Here is a 16,041-nt window from a genome sequence, read left to right as displayed (position 1 = left end):
AGCAACACCGAGCTTACAATCGCAGATATGCACATATATCATGAAATGTCAAATCAGAACAGGTTTCAGATTGCTAGCTACTGCTTAGCTAATATTTATGGTGACCCAAGTCACAATCGCCGTAACATAGCCTAGGCAGCCCTCTGCAGGCCCAGCAGACCCTGACTCAAATCATTTGCGCACCTTTTTTAAAAAAGGCGCAGCGGGCTAACGAGCATATTTACCCAGGTAGATGAGTATGTGACGAAGCGCACAAAAATTCACCCAGCACCGATCTAGCTGCAGGTTCATCAAAAACGGTAGGCTGCGAATGCCACCGATGTAACCCACCAGGTGTTGTGGTTACACAATCTGTCGACCACAAGGTGTAGTGTTTCGACCGCCAGATGAGGTCATGAACGACGACCAGCCTCACACCGAATGAGAGGCATCCGGCGTGAGGCTGGGTCTTATACGCATACTTTGGTCGGCATGCAAGCGAGACCCTACCTTCTGTCGGCCGTTTCGTCATACGCGGAGCGGCCTGCCGGTTGATCTGGTGAAGCGAAAGGGGGGTCTTAGTGACCAAGAACGAGCCCGTGAAGCACGAGCCTCCGCAGGTCCCGAAGCGGGGCGGCGGCACTCAGGATCGCGATCGTAACAACGATGGCCGATGGCGCAAGAAGCGCGACGACGCGGGCAAGCCGCGCAAGTAGCACTTGATTCCTCGGCAGATGGCCCCCAGCTCGACTGTAGCCCGCTGGGGGCCATCTATCCGGACCGTTTCCGTGTCGGCTCGAACGTGGGTATCAGACCCTCCATGCTCTGGACCTTGACCTGCTTGACCACGGCATCCTGCAGAAGATCGATCGGTTGTGTCGCGCCTCGGACGCTGCCGCAGCTCGAGTGCACCTCCTGGAGACAGACCTGTCCAGCATTGACCCGCGTTTGTGTACACACTCAGGTACACAAGGGCGTACACTCTGAAGATACGGACGGGGCCACACGTCTCTGCATAACTGAACTGGAAGGAACGGGAAGTGGGTCTGGCCCCGGACGATCCGCGGTACAAGATTGAATATGAGCGGTCTGCTCTTGCAGAGCTCAAACGGGTGGAACCAGTGAGTCAACGGAAGGCGATCGCCGATGCGATCAGGGATCTTCGGTTCGAGCCTCGTCCTGACGGGTGCACCAAGCTATCCGGTCGATCTGGGTATCGTATTCGGATCGGCGGCTACCGAGTCATTTACCTCATAGACGATCAAGCAGACGTCGTCACAGTGACGATGGTCGGAAACCGCGGAGCGATCTACAAGAGGAGGAATTGATCGTGAGCGCAGACGCCAAGGTTTCCGGCACCCAGTCTGACGCCAAAGGGAAGTTCTCGCCGGAGGATGTGTGGAAGGAGTTCACTGATCTTCTTTCCCACTTCGAAGGCAACGGCTGGGAGCACTTTAAGGTCGGCCGCACGATCATCGTCAACTTTCTCGGCAACGAGTCGAAAGAGAGACTTCAGGAGCTCTCCGAGCTGGTGCGTGCTGAGCGAGTTGCGCTGGGACAAGAGCGGTCGAAGCCGTTTCTTTGGGAACGACCTTCGTCATTAGCGCGCTCCAGATCGCCGCTCATGTATTCCACACGTGCGGTGCGAGCGAACCTCGCCGACATGATCAAGCGCGCCACTGAGCGGGATGTGACGATTGTCCGACACTCCAAGCCAGTCGCGGTTCTGATGTCGCACGAGCGGTACGAGGACTTGATCGATCAGATTGAAGACCTCCAAGATCAACTATCGATAGCGAATCGCGAGCATGACACCGTTCCCCTGGAGGAAGCAGAAGCCGAGCTCGGCTTCTAAGGCTTCCGGTCAACTTCCCTGATTGGAACGAGACGATCAGGCAATAGGTTGTCTATCGCACCCCGACTGCACTTCTCCCATCATCCTCATACTTGCCGCCCTCAGCGGAAGACGGCCGGGTCAAGGGCGCTCTTCCCTTGACGCGGTTGGCTGGAGCGAGACAATTAGGCAATGAGGAGGTGGGGGATCACTCGCGTGACCACTCCGACCAGGCGAATGTCCGGTTTCGCACACGAATTTGAGGCGATTGGGTGCCTCGCTACCCGGTCCGGGGAAAGGATGCCGGATCGGGTAGCGGGCTGTCCCGGGACCTCCGGGGGCTGGAGTCGGCGTCGTTGGCGACTCGCTACCCAGCGTCGTTGCTGGGTGCCCCGGAGTGGGGGCCGAAGCCCCCTGGGGGATTTAGGTTCCGTCGACGCCGCAGCCGTCGCAGAGCAGCAGGGTGCCGTCGAGGTACCAGGTGCCCTCGGTGACGGTGCAGTCGGCGGGCTGGTAGGGCCATTCCACGCCGGGGAGGTGGGCCAGGCCGTACTCGGGGACGTCGTCGTAGGCGTCGTCGGGGCTGGTGGTGAGCGTCCAGTGGCCGCCGAGGGGGCTGAGGTCGGGGAGTTCGTTGATCTGGTAGCTCATGGTGAGGGTCCTTTCCTGATCCGGGTAGATCGATCTGAGCTCTGCTCGGACCGCGCGGCTGGGGTGTGGAAAAGGGTTGGCGAATGCCAATCACGAAGTGACGCGAAGCGCCCTTTGGAGGGCCCCAGTTGTGTGGTACGCCCTCGGGCAGATCGTTCTGCTCGGGTCAGGGAAGGTGCCCGGCAGCGACTGACCTGATCAACGGACTCCCCGACCGGACCGTGACGGCGGCTGGATCGTCACCACCAGCCCCGACGATGCCGGGCGGGACTGTTCGAGCGGGTCTGGTCCACCTCCCCGGCGTGGAATGGCCCGGAGGTGACGTACCTGATCAGCGAGGGCACCTGGTACCGGGCGGCATCCTGCTGCTCTGCGACGGCTGCGGCGTCGATGGGACCGGGCGCAACTGGGGGATTCGGGGTTCTGCGGCGTAACCACAACCGGTTGACTGGGCTGGGCGCCGGCCGATTCGTGCTCGGCTGCGGGAGGTCAGTCGGGTACGGCTCATGTCGTGCCCACACTGCTCGGTCGTTGAATTACTTCGGCAGACAGGCGAAGTCCGCGTTATGCCACGTCGCCAAAGCGGAGCCGACGTGCCAGGACCCGGCCACCTGCATCACTCCGCACTCCCGAGCTGATCGCCCTCCCCACCACTCCCCTTCCCTCGCAGCCAGCCCGCTCCTCCTCGCCTGTGGCGGGTTTCGCTCATCGGGGTCATCGCCATTCGTCTCGGCAACCGCCTGGCCGATCCTGTGCCGCGGGCATCATCAGCAACTCACCGCGGCGTCATAGCCGGTCCCGAGCCGTTCGTCGATCGGGGCTGGATGGGTCAACAGGACTGTTCGCGGCAGCGGTTCGCAGAACCGCCGCCGACGCACCGCAGCGCAGCGAGGTACGAGCGGAGCGGCGTAGCGCGGCGGCGGCGGCCCGTAGGGCCGCTGCCGCTCTTGATCCTGTATGGCCAAATTCGGCAACGACTCGCGAACGGGTCGGGACGGGCGATGCGAGGGCGGGTTGTGGCTGATGCTTCGCATCGCACGGGGCTGGCCTGCTCGGGCTGGTATGACGGACTGGCATCGAGCTCGGTGCGCGTCGGTCCACCGGCACGAACAAATCGGCGGGCCGTTGCGTCTGGCGGTCCCCTCTCCCCCTCTTCCCTCGCGCCCCGGCAGATAGGGGTTAGTCCACGAGGTGGGAGGCAGTACGAATGACTGCCGCCGCTTGTTGCGGCTGGGTGCGCTCAGTGTCGATCGTCAGATCGGCCGTTCGGAGCGCTGGCGTAGCGTCCCAGGCGTCCAACCGTTCGGCAGTGTCGCCGGTCGCTCGCGCTTCGATCCGGCCATGAGCTGTAGTTCGAGAGCAGCGCAGTTCGACGACGGTCCACGATGCCTCGGGAACCGCTGAGCGAATCGCATCTACAGCCTCGGGCTGGCCGACGTGCACGACCGGGATTTGTCCACCGTCCAACATGCGGATCAGTTCGGGGCGATCAATCACATAACGCGAGTTGTATCTCTCGTTCACCCAAATGGCTTGTCCGCGTGCGGAAATGCGATCGAGTTCCGCATGAGTGGTCATTCGATAACCGGAGGTTCGTCCGGGTCCGGCCTTCAGTCGTCGATAGAGGCGGAACTGACGGTCCAAGTTTGTTAGCTCAGTTGTAACTGTGTCTTTGCCGGTAGCCGGAGCTCCATACAGAATGACGCCGGTGCTCATTGGCTCGCGGATACAGGGTCGCGGCGGAACATCTCGATCATGCGCAGTGCCTGGGTTCGGAGGGACTCATTGCCAGGATCATTCTCGACGACGAGGTGCTCGGTGGCCGGTCGAAAGGAAAGGTCAATTCCCTTCGACCACTCTTCCCACCGAGATAGCTTGAAGTTGTCTCGAGCTGCTCCGCGCTTCCGGAGATACATCAGCATCGTGTCGACACTGCACTTCACCCACACGAACGTAGAGTCCGCTCCGTGGTTCGTTGCGATGGCCTGCGCCTTGTCGATCCATGTTCGGTCGTTGAACTCACGCAGATAGGGCGCGGCGGCGACGACGGAATTTCCACACTCGACGTTCTCTTGGATCACTGCGGCCAAGGCATCGTATTCGCGCGGACGGATGCGGTTGACGTAGATCTCGGAGTCACGGTCATCGAACGTGGATCCCAGATCTTCAAGGGCCGGTTCGATAATCGGCCGCGAGAGCGTGTCCTTGTCGATAAAGGCCCAGCCAGTTTCGCGGGCAAGGGTGCGGCCGAACTCGCTCTTACCGCTGCCCGGGTACCCGCCGACGTAGACGATGCGAGGACGTGCCGGTCGGATCGGTGACGCCATAGCCGACGTGAGCGCCAGGGGTGTTGTAACCACCCTGCCGGACCGGTCCTTCGTCGCAATGTAGCCCTCCGCGGTGAGCTGCTCCATCGCCAGCGTGATCGTGCGCTGACTCGCCTGCCACTGCTGTGCCATGTCGCGAGTCGTCGGCAACCGTTGCCCATCGCGTAGACGACCGGACTCGATGTCGTTGCGGATCGCCTGCGCGATGCGCACATGAGCCGGTTGCGTGTGCTGCGGGTGGGTCACGCGGCCTCCTTTGAGAGCAGTTGCTACCTAGCGAGGGTAGCAGTTGCTCATTGCGCTGGCCTGCGGAGATGCCCGGTCAGGAAGTTGCCCGGGATTACCTGCGGGAAACAGTTGCTTTCGTAGAGAAGCAACTGCTACCGTGATGTGGAGCACAGATGGTGCGTCCCTCACAAAGGAGTTCCAGACATGGCGATCACGAAGGGTTTCAAGTTCTCGGTCGGGTTCGATTCGACGTTCCCGCAGAAGCTGATGGCGACGGGTGAGATCGCTCCGGCGATCAAGTACAACCCGGATCGCAACGCGGTTCCGGAGCAGATGATCGATTACGACCCGAAGACTGGTGAGGGGTCGGGCAAGCGGCTGTGGAAGCTGTCGGTCACTGACCCGCACGAGCCGAACGGGAAGCGTAAGTCGTTCGATCTGACGTTCATCGCTGATGTTCAGCCGGTCTTCGCGACGGAGGAGATCGCTCCCGGTACGGGGATGCGGTTCATCGAGCTGGAGGGCTTGACCGCTGAGCCTCGGGTGATGGGTCAGGGCGAGTTCAAGTACCTGGGCTACATCTACCGGGCGACCGGGATCAAGGGCGACACCTCGGGTGCCAAGCAGGCTCCGGCGAATCCGGGTGCCTCGCGTCCGCGTGACGAGAAGGCTGCGTGATCGCGATGTCGTTCTTGGCGATGATGAGCACCGGTTTCGACGGTGTGCGCGCGAAGTACGTGCCCGCTGTCCGGAATGCGTTGGGGCGCATGAGCTCTCCGGTCGTGCGTGTCGAGCTGAACGGCGTCACAGCGTCGTCGTTGACGTTGACGATCGAGGACGCTCGGACTCTGACGGAGACGCTGTCGCAGATCTTGATGCTGCACGACGCTGCGGAGCGTCTGGCCGCTGAGAAGGCGGTGGCGTAGTGAGCATTCAGCACACCCACGCGTACGTGTCGGTCGGGTCGTTCGGCAAGGCATCGGCGGAGTACCGCCGCACTCAGTACAACGAGCAGATCGTCGTCGTTCGTTTCGGCGGTGACGTGTCGGTGCATATGCCTTACAGCCAGGCTGTGGCATTGCGCGCTGATCTCGATAAGGCGTTGGAGCAGTTCACGCCGGAAACCTCGGAGGAGGTGGCGTGATGTTCGTGCGTGAGCTGTTCGGTTTCCCGCCCCCGCGGGTGTGCGTGGAAACCGGTTACGACACCGATCAGGACGTGGTGTTCCTGAAGCTGGGCCGCAAGGGCGTTGCGCTGACGCCACGCGAGGTCGTCTGGCTGATGGAGGATCTGGCGGATTCCGTGGAGAAGTCGACTCGGAGTGTGGGGCTCTGATGTCCACGCGTAAAACGATGGTGGCGGTGCAGGTGCTCGCGGTCTTGGTGATCGCGGGTGTCGGCGCTGCCGCGTTCGTTCTCTCGTTCACCACGCTGCGGGATCTGGCCAAGCTGGCCCATGTTCCCGCGTCGACGGCGTGGCTGTTCCCGCTGATCGTCGACGGCACGATCATTCAGGCCACCCTCGGCTGGCTGGTGCTGGCCAAATCGGCTGAGCGCAAGTACTTCATGTGGGTGCTGGCCGCGGGCTCGCTGATCTCGGTGGCGGGCAACAGCATTCACGCGGTCGCGAACGGCCATGCGCTCCCGGCCTGGCTGTGCGCGATCGTGGCGGCTATTGCTCCGATCAGTCTGCTGATCGACACCCACGGACTCGCGGTGTTGTTCCGTGCGGCCCAGACCGTTTCGACCACTACCGATGAGCCTGCCGTCGAGGTGGCACCCGAACCTGTTGCGGCCGTGGAAGATTCCCCGGCCCCTGTCCCTGCCTCGACTCCGGTTCCTGAGCCTGTCCATCAGTCGGTCCCTGTGCCTGCTGCTGCGCTTGTGGCTCCTGTCCGTCCGGTCAGTCCGCCGATGCGGCCTGTCCATCCTGTCCGTCCTGTGCGACCGGTCCAGCAGATGCTGCCGATCGCTGTCCCTGCTGGGAGTTGATACCCATGAGTCTGGCAACCACTATCCCTCCGCTGCTGGCCGCTGGTGGCGGTCTGGCCTTCGTGGCCCGGATGGCCCTGGGGTCCCGGTCCGCACCTGCTGTCCGCCCCGAGACGGTGGCCGATTGGGTGGCCGCGGCACCGATGGAGCTGAAGGCTTCGATCCTGGTGTTCTGCGACCGCGCGCAAGAGCTGATGATGTGGCATGAGCTGGGCTTCGGCTCGCCCAAAGAGGGCTACCCCACGGCCCTGGACGTCCAGTACACCGTGTACGGCCTGGACGTGGATGTCCAAATGCGGGGCGGCCACAAGACCGCCGATTGGACCGACCAAGCCACCCTCGATGCGTTCGCGCAGTACCTCGGCGTCCCGGAAGTGACCGCACTGTCGGAGTCTCCGGGATTCATCCGCCTCCAGGTGAGAGTCCTCGATACTCTCGCTGCCCCGTCACTGCTGCCGGTGGCGGTCCCCGAAGACGTGGACCTGGAGGCGGTCCCCACCGGGGTGTTCGAGGACGGCTCGACGTGGACTGTCCCTGTCCAGGGCCGACACATCCTGGCCGCCGGCGGAATGGGCTCGGGCAAGTCCAGCCTGTTGTGGTCCCTGGTCAACGGCATGGGTCCGGCGATCCGGTCCGGGCGGGTGGAGCTGCGGGTCATCGACCCCAAGGGCGGCATGGAACTCGGGTATCTCGAACCGCTGTGCACCCGGTTCTCCTGCACCACTGCCGATGAGATGGTCGGACAGCTGGAGGAGACGGTCACCGACCTTCAGGCCGCGGCCCAGAAGTATCGGGGCAAGGTCCGCAAGCCTGTCCCCACCCCGGACAACCCCCTGGTGGTCACGATCATCGACGAGGCGGCCACCCTGTCCGCGTTCTCCGACCCGAAGATGCAGGCCCGGTTCGAACGGGCTCACGGACTGCTGCTCTCCCAAGGTCGGGCGCCGCTGTATTCGGTGATCGAGACCGTGATCGACCCGTCGAAAGAGAATGTGCCCCAACGCCAGTTGCTGCCGTACCGGGTCGGTATGCGGATGGACGAGGCCGCCCAGGTGGCCATGATCCACGGCCAGGGTGCCCGCAACCGTGGCTCCTACTGCGACCGGATCCCGCATACGACTCCGGGCGTGTGCTTCGTGCAGGAGGACGGCAAGGCCGGATTCCAGCGGGCTCGCGCATTCATGGTCACCGATGAGGACGTGGACCGGATCGCCGCCCAGTACAAGCCGGTCCCGCGCCCGGTGAACCTGGCCGACTTCCCGCAGGAGCGTGTGGCATGAGGACCGGATTCCTGACCGTGGCACACGTGGTCGTGCACTGCGACGGCTGCGGCGACCGCTACTCCGAAGTCCGTTACGACCAAATGTGTTTCACCTCCGTCAATGAGGCCATCGCCTACATCACCGGTCGTGGTGCCGGGATCGGCTGGGCCTATGACGGAGACAAGGTGCTGTGCGACGGCTGCCTTGCCTCGGCTCGCTGCACTGAGCACGGCCACACCTTCTCTGAGCCCCGGCGTCGGTTGCTGGGTTCCAAGCCTGATTTCCGCACCTGCTCCGTGTGCGGCATCTCCGAGACAGAAATCGAGGAAGAGTCATGAGTACCAACACATTCCGTGGCCGTGGTCGCGCTGCCCGCCTGGAGGCCGAAGCCCTGGATGCGGTGATCGATATCCGGACTCGTCGGCGCGCCCACTATGAGCGCTCGGGCCTGGATCCGGTCTCCCTGGCGGTGCACGCGTGGGCTGAAACCGGTCACGTGCCCGGCTGGGACGAGGGCATCGACTACACCGACGACAACGACTTCGATGGGGGATGGGCGGCATGAACACCACCACCATGATTCCGGTCTGCTGCGGCCTGCCGATGGTCCGGCACACTCGCCCGGTCTACGGCACCGACACCTACGTGCAGGTGTTCCGCTGCCCGTCCTGCACCCGCGGCCAGACCGACGAAACCCCTTACCGTGCAACCGGTATCGACTTCGGCAACGGAACGGACCGCGCAGCATGAGTGCGGAACACGAAGCGGCACAGGTGAACCCGATCGTGCGTAAGGCGGCTGACCAGGTCGCCAACAAGCGGCGTGCCAGCAAGCCCAAGGCGAAGGAACTGCCCCGGTACGACTGCCGCGGTCAGCTCTCGCTGTTCGACACCTCGAAGGATCCGAAATGATCACGACAACGGTGGCCGCGGTGGTCGGATGTGCCGCTGCGGGGATGGTGCTGTGGCGACTTCGGAGTCCGCAGACCTTCGAGCGGTGGATCACCCGGTCACCTCGGGCACGGTTCCTGATCTGGTGGCGATACCAACGGGTGTGGACAAGGCGCATGATCGCCTGCGGGCTGTTCGTCCGCCGCGGTGACTCGGTCCTGATTCCTCGCCTCGGCGCTGTCCAGATCGGGCGGGGCGTGGATCGCCTGCAGGTGCGGATGTGCGAACAGCAGACGCCGTGGGACTTCGAGAACCGCGTCGCCCAGATCGCGCACACCTTCGGCGCCCAGGAGTGCCGGGCTCGGATCATCGGCCCGTCGACGGTGGGAATGGTTCTGCGGCAATCGGATTCGCATGACGAGTCGCTGACACTGCCTCGGCTGGAGACGGGTTGGAGGGATGCGGCATGACTGCTCCGATGCTGCGCCTGTTGTCGCTGGGCGCTGGCGTTCAGTCCACGGTGCTGGCGTTGATGGCCTGCCGCGGCGAGCTACCCGGCTTGGATGGGGCGATCTTCGCCGATACCGGGTGGGAACCACAATCGGTCTACGCCCAGGTCGATCGCCTCGAAGCGGAACTGTCCGCCGCGGGGATCCCGCTGTATCGAGTGAGCAAGGGCAATCTGCGCGGGGATGCGCTGGATCCGGAACACCGGTTCGTGTCCGTGCCGTACTACACGCATTCGGCGGCCGGTGAGGACGGCATGGCCCGTCGGCAGTGCACCAGCGAATACAAGCTGGTGCCGATCAACCGCAAGGTCCGCGAACTGCTCGGCGCCAAAGCCCCGACGTTCCGGACGGTCCCGAAAGGCCGTGTGGCTGAGCAGTGGATCGGGTTCTCCACCGACGAGATGCACCGGGTCAACGACCGCCGCCAGAACCGGTACACCCTCAAGCGGTTCCCGCTGCTGGAGCTGGGCATGTCCCGCAAGGACTGCGAACGCTGGCTCAAGGTCCTGGGCTGGGGCCACACCGTCAAAAGCTCCTGCATCGGGTGTCCTTTTCACGGCAACGCCCACTGGCGGGATATGCGTGACAACCACCCGGACGAGTGGGCTGATGCGTGTGATTTCGACCGCCGCATCCGCAAAGGCAACGCGGGTGCTGCTCCGATTCGCGGTGAAGCGTTCCTGCATCGCTCCCGGGTGCCGTTGGAACTCGCCCCGATCGATCGTGTGACCCGTCGTGAACACGCGGACTTGCAGCTGGAGATCTTCGACGAATTCGCCGAGCAAGGCGATCTCGACGGCTGCTCCCCGTACGGATGCCGCTCGGGCCAACCGATTTCGCCCAGCACGGAAAGGACCGCCGCATGACCGATACGACTGCCAACGCCGACACGACGACGAACCGGCAGACCGCGGCCGATCGCCGTGCGATGCCTGATCTGATGGACATCGCTCAGGCCGCGGCGGAGAAGTTCGACGTGTGCCGCCGGCCGATTCCGATGCGGGTGGAAGACCCCAGGACCGGCACCGTCACCTACGAGGGTGCCCCGTGCAAGTCCACGATCGAATCGGTGTGCCCGGCCTGCGCCAAGGCTCACCGCCTGCTCCGGATCACCCAGTGCCGCGAAGGCTGGCACATGAGTTCTGAACCCGTGCAGGACACCAACGACCCGACCGATCATCAGACCGAGTTGCTCACTGCCCGTGCGGATCTGGCTGCTGAATACCGCCAAGCGGTTGATGACGGTGATCAGGAGTTGGCGACCGAGCTTCGTGAACACGTCTGGGACCTGGATCGTGAACTTCGCGATACCGGGCTACGGGGCCGGTTGCCCGCGCTGGACGTGCTGGACAAAGGGAGGCGTCGGCGGTCGACTCGGCGTCGGCAGGATGTGCCGAACCTGCCGCGTAAGAAGGTCGAAAAGCGCACCCTCGGGCCGGTATTCGCCGGATACCAGCCCAGCATGTTCGTCACGCTCACCATGCCCTCCTACGGGCGGATCAACACCGACGGAGCGACCGACGAGAAAGGCCACATCTGCTCCGACGGCTCCCCGGTCCGCCCCGAGCGCTATGACTACCGCGGTGCTGCCCGGGATATCGTGCACTTCTCCAAGCTGGTGGATCGGTGGATCCAGAACCTTCGCCGCGCGGTCGGCTGGGACGTGCAGTACTTCGCGACCGTGGAACCGCAGAAGCGCGGAGCCCCGCACCTGCACATCCTGATCCGCGGCGCGATCTCCCGCGAGATCCTGCGACTGGTCACCGCGGCGACCTACCACCAGGTGTGGTGGCCGCACTTCGACCCGGAAAACGTGCAGTACTCCGGCGATCACCAGCCGGTGTGGGATCCGCGCAAGGCGACCTTCGTCGACCCGGACACCGGACAGGCTCTGACGTACTGGGATGACGCGCTGGATGTCCTCGACGACATCGACGATCTCGAGCCTGCGCACACGCTCCGGTTCGGCGAGCAGATGGACCGCAAGCACATCACCGGTGTGCTGGCTGGAACGGAGAAGGCGGGCAAGACGATCGGCTACGTCACCAAGTACCTGGTGAAGTCGATCAGCGAAATCGTGGAACCGCGCTCGGACCGCGCCAAGGACCATTACGACCGGCTCCACGCCGAGCTGCAGCACGTTCCATGCTCACCGCGGTGCCCGGTATGGCTCGAATACGGCATCGTGCCCCGCGGTGCCACAGACAAGACCGTCCCGGGTCGATGCAGGGGCAAAGCCCACCGCAGAGACACTCTCGGCCTGCCCGGTCGGCGGGTGCTGGTCTCGCGTCGCTGGTCCGGCAAAACCCTCCCCGATCACCGGGCCGATCGTGTCGAGTTCGTTCGGCAACTCCTCGCCCAGGTCGGCATAACCAAACCGGACACCTCGCACCTGAAGGTCACCCCGGTCGAACCTGGTGACACCTCCCGGCCCCTGCGCGAGCACTTGATCATGGGTGCGATCTCCCGACGATCGACATGGCGCGCGGAATACCTCAGAGCCCGGATGGCCGCCGAACCATCGGGCCTGCAAGACATTTCGGCAACCCAGAACGCCGCATAGGAGATGGAATCATGACCACTGATCGGTTCATGACCGTGCAGGAGGCGGCCGACGACCTGAAAGTCAGCCGGTACAGCGTCTATCAGCTGATCTGGGCTGGTGAGGTGCAGTCGGTGAAGGTCGGTCGGTGTCGGCGGATCGTTCGCCAGTCGTTCGACGCGTACGTGGTCGGCCTAATCGAGGACGCTGCGGCATGAGCGAACCGAAGAAGGCGCGCAGGAAGAGTCCGAACGGTTCGGGCACGATCGGGCGGCGCAAGGACGGTCGCGTCGAGCTGAAGCTGTTCGTAGACGCTCCTGACGGCACTCGTAAGCGTGTAAGCGTGTACGGGCGGACATGGGACGAGGCCGATGCGGAACGAACCCGTCTGAAGAACCTTCAGCGCCAAGGGATTCCGGTCGACGTCACCACGATGACTGTTCGGCAATACCTCGATCACTGGCTGGCGACGGTGGCAGAACCCAACGTGCGGCCGACAACCTATGTCACCTACGAGTTGCTGGTTCGGCTGTACCTGGTTCCGGGACTGGGGAAGCACAAGTTGCGGCGGCTCGAGGCTCGGCACATCCGGGAATGGCTGACCAAGCTGGCGACACAGTGCCAGTGCTGCGCACAGGGCAAGGACGCCAAACGGACTCACGATCCGAAGGACCCGGAGAAGGTTCATCCGGAACGGGCTCGCTGCTGCGCTCAGACGCCGAAACGGTGCTGTGAGAAGCACCCGAGCGTCGGGACTCGGCGGGCGGTTCTGCGCGTTCTGCGTGCCGCGCTCCAGGACGCGATGGATGACGAGGTGCTGGCGCGCAACGTGGCCAAGAAGGTGCCGATGCCGACCGGACGGATTCGCAAGGTGAAGCCGTGGACGGAGGAAGAGGCGCTGCGATTTCTCGACACCGCCAAACACCATCGGCTCCATGCACTGTGGTCGGTGGCTCTGGCGATCGGGCTTCGGCGTGGCGAGGCTCTGGGGCTGCGATGGGCGGATGTGGATCTGGGGGCGGGCACGGTCGATATCGCTCAGGCGCTCTATCGGATCGGCGGAAGTCTGGATCTGCACGAGGTGAAGACCGAGAGTTCCGAGTCGACGGTTCCGCTGCCTGATCAGCTCGTGCGAATTCTTCGGCAACATCGCCGTGAACAGATGGCGGATCCGGCGCTGATGAAGGCGAACAAGCTCGGCTTGGTGTTCGTCTCTACCCGCGGCACGCCGCTGGAACCGCGGAACGTCAATCGGGCGTTCGAGGAGTTGGTGAAAAAGGCCGGAGTCCGACCCATTCGCCTGCACGATCTCCGCCACTCGTGCGCCACGCTGCTGTTCGCTCAGGGTGTCGAAGCGGCGACGGTGCAGCGGATCTTGCGGCACTCCTCGATCACGGTCACGACCGGCATCTACATGGATGTGATCGAGCGGGTACAGCGGGAAGCGGTGTCTGGGATGGATCGGTTGTTGGATGGCGGGTTGTCGTCGAATAGTGTCGTCAACGACGTGAAAGAGGCCCCTCCGCACTAAGCGAAAGGGCCTCTGACCTGGAGCGCGCCCGAAGGGATTCGAACCCCTAACCTTCTGATCCGTAGTCAGATGCTCTATCCGTTGAGCTACGGGCGCAGATCTATCAAGTTGTGTGTCCGGCGAACCGGACGTGGCGGAGGCGAGAGGATTTGAACCTCCGGTCCCCGTGAAGGGACAACTCATTAGCAGTGAGTCCCATTCGGCCGCTCTGGCACGCCTCCTGGAGCCTTCTCTTCCGAGGGCCCGGTCCTTTCGAACCGCCGAGACGAAAGAGTACAGAGCAACAGCTCAGGACGCAAAACGGCTGGTCAACGTAGGTGAGAATCGAACCAATCGAAGATTCTCGTGTGGGCGGAAACCAACTCGTCCGCATCGGCGGGGTCGAAGGCCAGACGATCAGGGCGGTGCCCCAGACCTGGATAGCTGACGACCAGGGTCGCCACGGCGGCGGCCGCGGCGGCCTCACGCAGACGTTCGACCTGGTCGGCGGGGATGACCGGATCGTCCGCGCCGTACAGGCCGAGCCACGGGGCCTGTAATTGCGCGGCGGCCCGGATCAGCGCGTCCGCGCGCTCGGTGAGCGGCTCGTCGATACCGGGGGCGGCGACGCTGACCGCCGCACCGATCTGGCGATTCGTGGCGACCAGGAATGCGGCGGTTCCGGCGCTGTCGAAGCCGAGAACTCCGGTCAGGTCCGGGAAGACTCCGCGTCCGACGAGCCAGTCGAAACACGCGTCGAAATCGGCGAACAACTCCTCGCCGAAGATCTGGTCGTCGGCGGCTCCGCGATGGAACAGGTTGGGCGCCACCACGATCCAGCCCTCGGCCGAGAGCGCCGTCATCAGCTCCAGCAATGCTTCGGCGAATTCGCGCGATTCGTGCAGCAGGACGATTCCGCCGCGCGCACGCCGGTCCGGTTCGATCACCCGAATAGGTACTCGCGCGATTGTCGTGGCCTGTCCGTCCTGCGCCTGAGCGGGGTCGCCGGCGCGCAGGGGCGCGTTGTCGTGATAGCTGCCCGGCATGAAAAACAGAATAGTTCGGTTGGGTAACGTTCCGGACAACTCGTATGCCCGATATTCGGGCGCGAAATTACCCGCGGCATCCACCCGGTAATCGCAGTCGCACCGCACGTCTAATGTGGAGGGGTGAGCGCTCGTATTCGTCCGGACCTCGAGTCCATCCCGGCCTACTCCCCCGGCCGCAGCCATCCCGGCGCGGTGAAACTGGCCAGCAACGAGACCACTCTCGGACCGTTGCCGACAGTCGCCAAGGCCATCGCCGAAGCCGCCGAACTGGCCAACCGGTACCCGGACAACCAGTCCGGCGAACTCCGGGCGGCCATCGCGAAGTTCCACGGCGTCGAGGTCGAGCGGATCGCGGTGGGGTGCGGCAGTGTCGCGCTGTGCCAGGAGCTGGTGCAGATCACCTGCGATTCGCCGACCGACGAGGTGCTGTTCGCGTGGCGGTCGTTCGAGGCGTATCCGATCGTCACGCAGGTGGGCAATGCGACGTCCGTGCAGGTCCCGCTGACCGAGGGCCTGGGCCACGATCTCGACGCGATGGCCGCGGCGATCACCGATCGCACGCGACTGATCTTCGTCTGCAATCCGAACAATCCGACCGGTACCGCGGTCGGCCGCGACGAGCTGATCCGGTTCCTCGACAAGGTGCCCGAGCGCATCCTGGTGGTTCTGGACGAGGCCTACTACGAATATCTGCGGCTGCCCGCGCAGGACCACCCGAACGGCGTGGAGATCGGCCGTGACCGCCCGAATGTGCTTGTGCTGAGGACGTTCTCGAAGGCCTACGGCCTGGCCGGGCTACGCGTCGGCTACGCGGTCGGCCATCCCGAGGTGATCACCGCGCTGCTCAAAGTGCACATCCCGTTCAGCGTGAACCGTCTCGCCCAGGCGGCGGCGATGGCCTGCCTCGAGGCGGGCGACGAACTGCTCGATCGCACCGACCGCACTGTCGCAGAACGCGATCGGATGCGTGCGGCGCTGGTGGAGGCCGGATATCCGATCGTCCCGAGCGAAGCCAACTTCGTCTGGCTCGCACTGGGTTCGCGCAGTGCGGAATTCGGTGAGGCGAGCGCGGAGGCCGGGGTGCTGGTGCGGCCTTACGGCACCGACGGTGTGCGGGTGACCGCGGGTGATCCGCACGAGAACGACAAGTTCCTCGCGTTCGCGACGGATCCGGAGATCACCGGACGCTTCCTGAGCTGATCGGGATTCGGCCCGACCGAGCCCGGCATGATCCGGCTGCATGCGGCGGCGGATCGAACTGTCGGGCCG

At 64.0% G+C, this 16,041-nt stretch carries 23 protein-coding genes and 2 tRNA genes; 19 read left to right on the top strand and 6 right to left on the bottom strand.

What is annotated here, in order from left to right:
• Nucleotides 1-560 precede the first annotated feature (560 nt).
• From ON40_RS55380 to ON40_RS49480, 3 genes are all read left to right on the top strand, one after another.
• Nucleotides 561-695, top strand: coding sequence for a hypothetical protein (locus tag ON40_RS55380; protein WP_281032992.1), 135 nt, complete (start codon nucleotides 561-563; stop codon nucleotides 693-695).
• 324 nt (nucleotides 696-1,019) lie between these two features.
• Complete coding sequence (locus ON40_RS55895; protein WP_218008720.1) at nucleotides 1,020-1,307, top strand: type II toxin-antitoxin system RelE family toxin; 288 nt, start codon at nucleotides 1,020-1,022, stop codon at nucleotides 1,305-1,307.
• Nucleotides 1,308-1,309: 2 nt separating this feature from the next.
• Complete coding sequence (locus tag ON40_RS49480) at nucleotides 1,310-1,834, top strand: type II toxin-antitoxin system Phd/YefM family antitoxin (RefSeq protein ID WP_083895327.1); 525 nt, start codon at nucleotides 1,310-1,312, stop codon at nucleotides 1,832-1,834.
• A 402-nt stretch (nucleotides 1,835-2,236) separates the two neighbouring features.
• Here the strand turns inward: ON40_RS49480 and ON40_RS01210 are convergent, their stop codons facing one another.
• The 3 genes from ON40_RS01210 to ON40_RS01200 form a co-directional block, all read right to left on the bottom strand.
• The gene (locus ON40_RS01210) at nucleotides 2,237-2,464 is read right to left on the bottom strand and encodes a hypothetical protein (RefSeq protein ID WP_040817368.1); all 228 of its coding nucleotides are present in this window, start codon (nucleotides 2,462-2,464) and stop codon (nucleotides 2,237-2,239) included.
• Between the two features lie 1,179 nt (nucleotides 2,465-3,643).
• Complete coding sequence (locus ON40_RS01205; protein ID WP_245567605.1) at nucleotides 3,644-4,042, bottom strand: kinase; 399 nt, start codon at nucleotides 4,040-4,042, stop codon at nucleotides 3,644-3,646.
• Nucleotides 4,043-4,176: 134 nt separating this feature from the next.
• Nucleotides 4,177-5,037, bottom strand: a complete 861-nt coding sequence (locus tag ON40_RS01200) for a P-loop nucleotide/nucleoside kinase family protein (protein WP_040817365.1) — start codon at nucleotides 5,035-5,037, stop codon at nucleotides 4,177-4,179.
• Nucleotides 5,038-5,223: 186 nt separating this feature from the next.
• Between ON40_RS01200 and ON40_RS01195 the strand changes: the two genes are divergently transcribed.
• The 15 genes from ON40_RS01195 to ON40_RS01130 are packed head-to-tail and all read left to right on the top strand — an operon-like array spanning nucleotide 5,224 to nucleotide 13,744.
• Nucleotides 5,224-5,697 carry a hypothetical protein gene (locus ON40_RS01195; protein WP_040817364.1) on the top strand — a complete coding sequence of 158 codons (474 nt, stop codon included), beginning with the start codon at nucleotides 5,224-5,226 and terminating at the stop codon, nucleotides 5,695-5,697.
• Nucleotides 5,694-5,945 carry a hypothetical protein gene (locus tag ON40_RS01190; protein WP_040817363.1) on the top strand — a complete coding sequence of 84 codons (252 nt, stop codon included), beginning with the start codon at nucleotides 5,694-5,696 and terminating at the stop codon, nucleotides 5,943-5,945. Before ON40_RS01195 ends, ON40_RS01190 begins: the two co-directional genes overlap by 4 nt.
• Entirely contained in the window at nucleotides 5,945-6,163 is a 219-nt protein-coding gene (locus ON40_RS01185; RefSeq protein WP_040817362.1) for a hypothetical protein, read from the top strand. Before ON40_RS01190 ends, ON40_RS01185 begins: the two co-directional genes overlap by 1 nt.
• A complete protein-coding gene (locus ON40_RS01180) occupies nucleotides 6,160-6,354 on the top strand; it encodes a hypothetical protein (RefSeq protein WP_157186154.1) in 195 nt (64 codons plus the stop codon). The genes ON40_RS01185 and ON40_RS01180 overlap by 4 nt, the downstream gene beginning before the upstream one ends.
• Nucleotides 6,354-7,010 (top strand): DUF2637 domain-containing protein, encoded by a 657-nt coding sequence (locus ON40_RS47760; RefSeq protein ID WP_051192497.1) that lies wholly within the window; start codon nucleotides 6,354-6,356, stop codon nucleotides 7,008-7,010. Before ON40_RS01180 ends, ON40_RS47760 begins: the two co-directional genes overlap by 1 nt.
• A 5-nt stretch (nucleotides 7,011-7,015) precedes the next feature.
• Nucleotides 7,016-8,290 (top strand): FtsK/SpoIIIE domain-containing protein, encoded by a 1,275-nt coding sequence (locus ON40_RS01170; RefSeq protein WP_051192496.1) that lies wholly within the window; start codon nucleotides 7,016-7,018, stop codon nucleotides 8,288-8,290.
• The gene (locus tag ON40_RS01165; RefSeq protein ID WP_040817360.1) at nucleotides 8,287-8,610 is read left to right on the top strand and encodes a hypothetical protein; all 324 of its coding nucleotides are present in this window, start codon (nucleotides 8,287-8,289) and stop codon (nucleotides 8,608-8,610) included. Before ON40_RS01170 ends, ON40_RS01165 begins: the two co-directional genes overlap by 4 nt.
• Nucleotides 8,607-8,837: a hypothetical protein gene (locus tag ON40_RS01160; protein WP_040817358.1), complete on the top strand. Its 231-nt coding sequence runs from the start codon at nucleotides 8,607-8,609 to the stop codon at nucleotides 8,835-8,837. The genes ON40_RS01165 and ON40_RS01160 overlap by 4 nt, the downstream gene beginning before the upstream one ends.
• Complete coding sequence (locus ON40_RS01155) at nucleotides 8,834-9,022, top strand: hypothetical protein (RefSeq protein ID WP_157186153.1); 189 nt, start codon at nucleotides 8,834-8,836, stop codon at nucleotides 9,020-9,022. Before ON40_RS01160 ends, ON40_RS01155 begins: the two co-directional genes overlap by 4 nt.
• Nucleotides 9,019-9,183, top strand: coding sequence for a hypothetical protein (locus tag ON40_RS51535; protein ID WP_157186152.1), 165 nt, complete (start codon nucleotides 9,019-9,021; stop codon nucleotides 9,181-9,183). Before ON40_RS01155 ends, ON40_RS51535 begins: the two co-directional genes overlap by 4 nt.
• Nucleotides 9,180-9,632: a hypothetical protein gene (locus ON40_RS01150; protein WP_040817353.1), complete on the top strand. Its 453-nt coding sequence runs from the start codon at nucleotides 9,180-9,182 to the stop codon at nucleotides 9,630-9,632. Before ON40_RS51535 ends, ON40_RS01150 begins: the two co-directional genes overlap by 4 nt.
• The gene (locus tag ON40_RS01145; protein WP_040817350.1) at nucleotides 9,629-10,537 is read left to right on the top strand and encodes an adenine nucleotide alpha hydrolase family protein; all 909 of its coding nucleotides are present in this window, start codon (nucleotides 9,629-9,631) and stop codon (nucleotides 10,535-10,537) included. Before ON40_RS01150 ends, ON40_RS01145 begins: the two co-directional genes overlap by 4 nt.
• On the top strand, nucleotides 10,534-12,234 hold the full coding sequence (locus ON40_RS01140; RefSeq protein ID WP_051192494.1) for a replication initiator: 1,701 nt from the start codon (nucleotides 10,534-10,536) through the stop codon (nucleotides 12,232-12,234). The genes ON40_RS01145 and ON40_RS01140 overlap by 4 nt, the downstream gene beginning before the upstream one ends.
• A gap of 11 nt (nucleotides 12,235-12,245) precedes the next feature.
• Nucleotides 12,246-12,431, top strand: coding sequence for a helix-turn-helix domain-containing protein (locus ON40_RS49115; protein WP_040817348.1), 186 nt, complete (start codon nucleotides 12,246-12,248; stop codon nucleotides 12,429-12,431).
• Nucleotides 12,428-13,744, top strand: a complete 1,317-nt coding sequence (locus tag ON40_RS01130) for a tyrosine-type recombinase/integrase (RefSeq protein ID WP_063712920.1) — start codon at nucleotides 12,428-12,430, stop codon at nucleotides 13,742-13,744. The genes ON40_RS49115 and ON40_RS01130 overlap by 4 nt, the downstream gene beginning before the upstream one ends.
• A gap of 23 nt (nucleotides 13,745-13,767) precedes the next feature.
• On the opposite strand, the gene ON40_RS01125 is transcribed toward ON40_RS01130, so the two are convergent.
• The 3 genes from ON40_RS01125 to ON40_RS01115 all read right to left on the bottom strand — a co-directional run bounded on the left by ON40_RS01125 (nucleotide 13,768) and on the right by ON40_RS01115 (nucleotide 14,769).
• Nucleotides 13,768-13,840: transfer RNA gene (locus ON40_RS01125), tRNA-Arg, on the bottom strand.
• Nucleotides 13,841-13,875: 35 nt separating this feature from the next.
• Nucleotides 13,876-13,965 (bottom strand) — tRNA-Ser (locus ON40_RS01120).
• Between the two features lie 87 nt (nucleotides 13,966-14,052).
• The gene (locus ON40_RS01115) at nucleotides 14,053-14,769 is read right to left on the bottom strand and encodes a dienelactone hydrolase family protein (protein WP_040817346.1); all 717 of its coding nucleotides are present in this window, start codon (nucleotides 14,767-14,769) and stop codon (nucleotides 14,053-14,055) included.
• 123 nt (nucleotides 14,770-14,892) lie between these two features.
• Between ON40_RS01115 and hisC the strand changes: the two genes are divergently transcribed.
• Complete coding sequence (hisC, locus tag ON40_RS01110; RefSeq protein WP_040817343.1) at nucleotides 14,893-15,972, top strand: histidinol-phosphate transaminase; 1,080 nt, start codon at nucleotides 14,893-14,895, stop codon at nucleotides 15,970-15,972.
• Nucleotides 15,973-16,041 lie beyond the last annotated feature (69 nt).

This window comes from Nocardia jiangxiensis NBRC 101359 (assembly GCF_000308615.1).
In the GTDB taxonomy this organism is placed as follows: domain Bacteria; phylum Actinomycetota; class Actinomycetes; order Mycobacteriales; family Mycobacteriaceae; genus Nocardia; species Nocardia jiangxiensis.
This window is presented reverse-complemented; position numbering and strand designations above follow the sequence as displayed.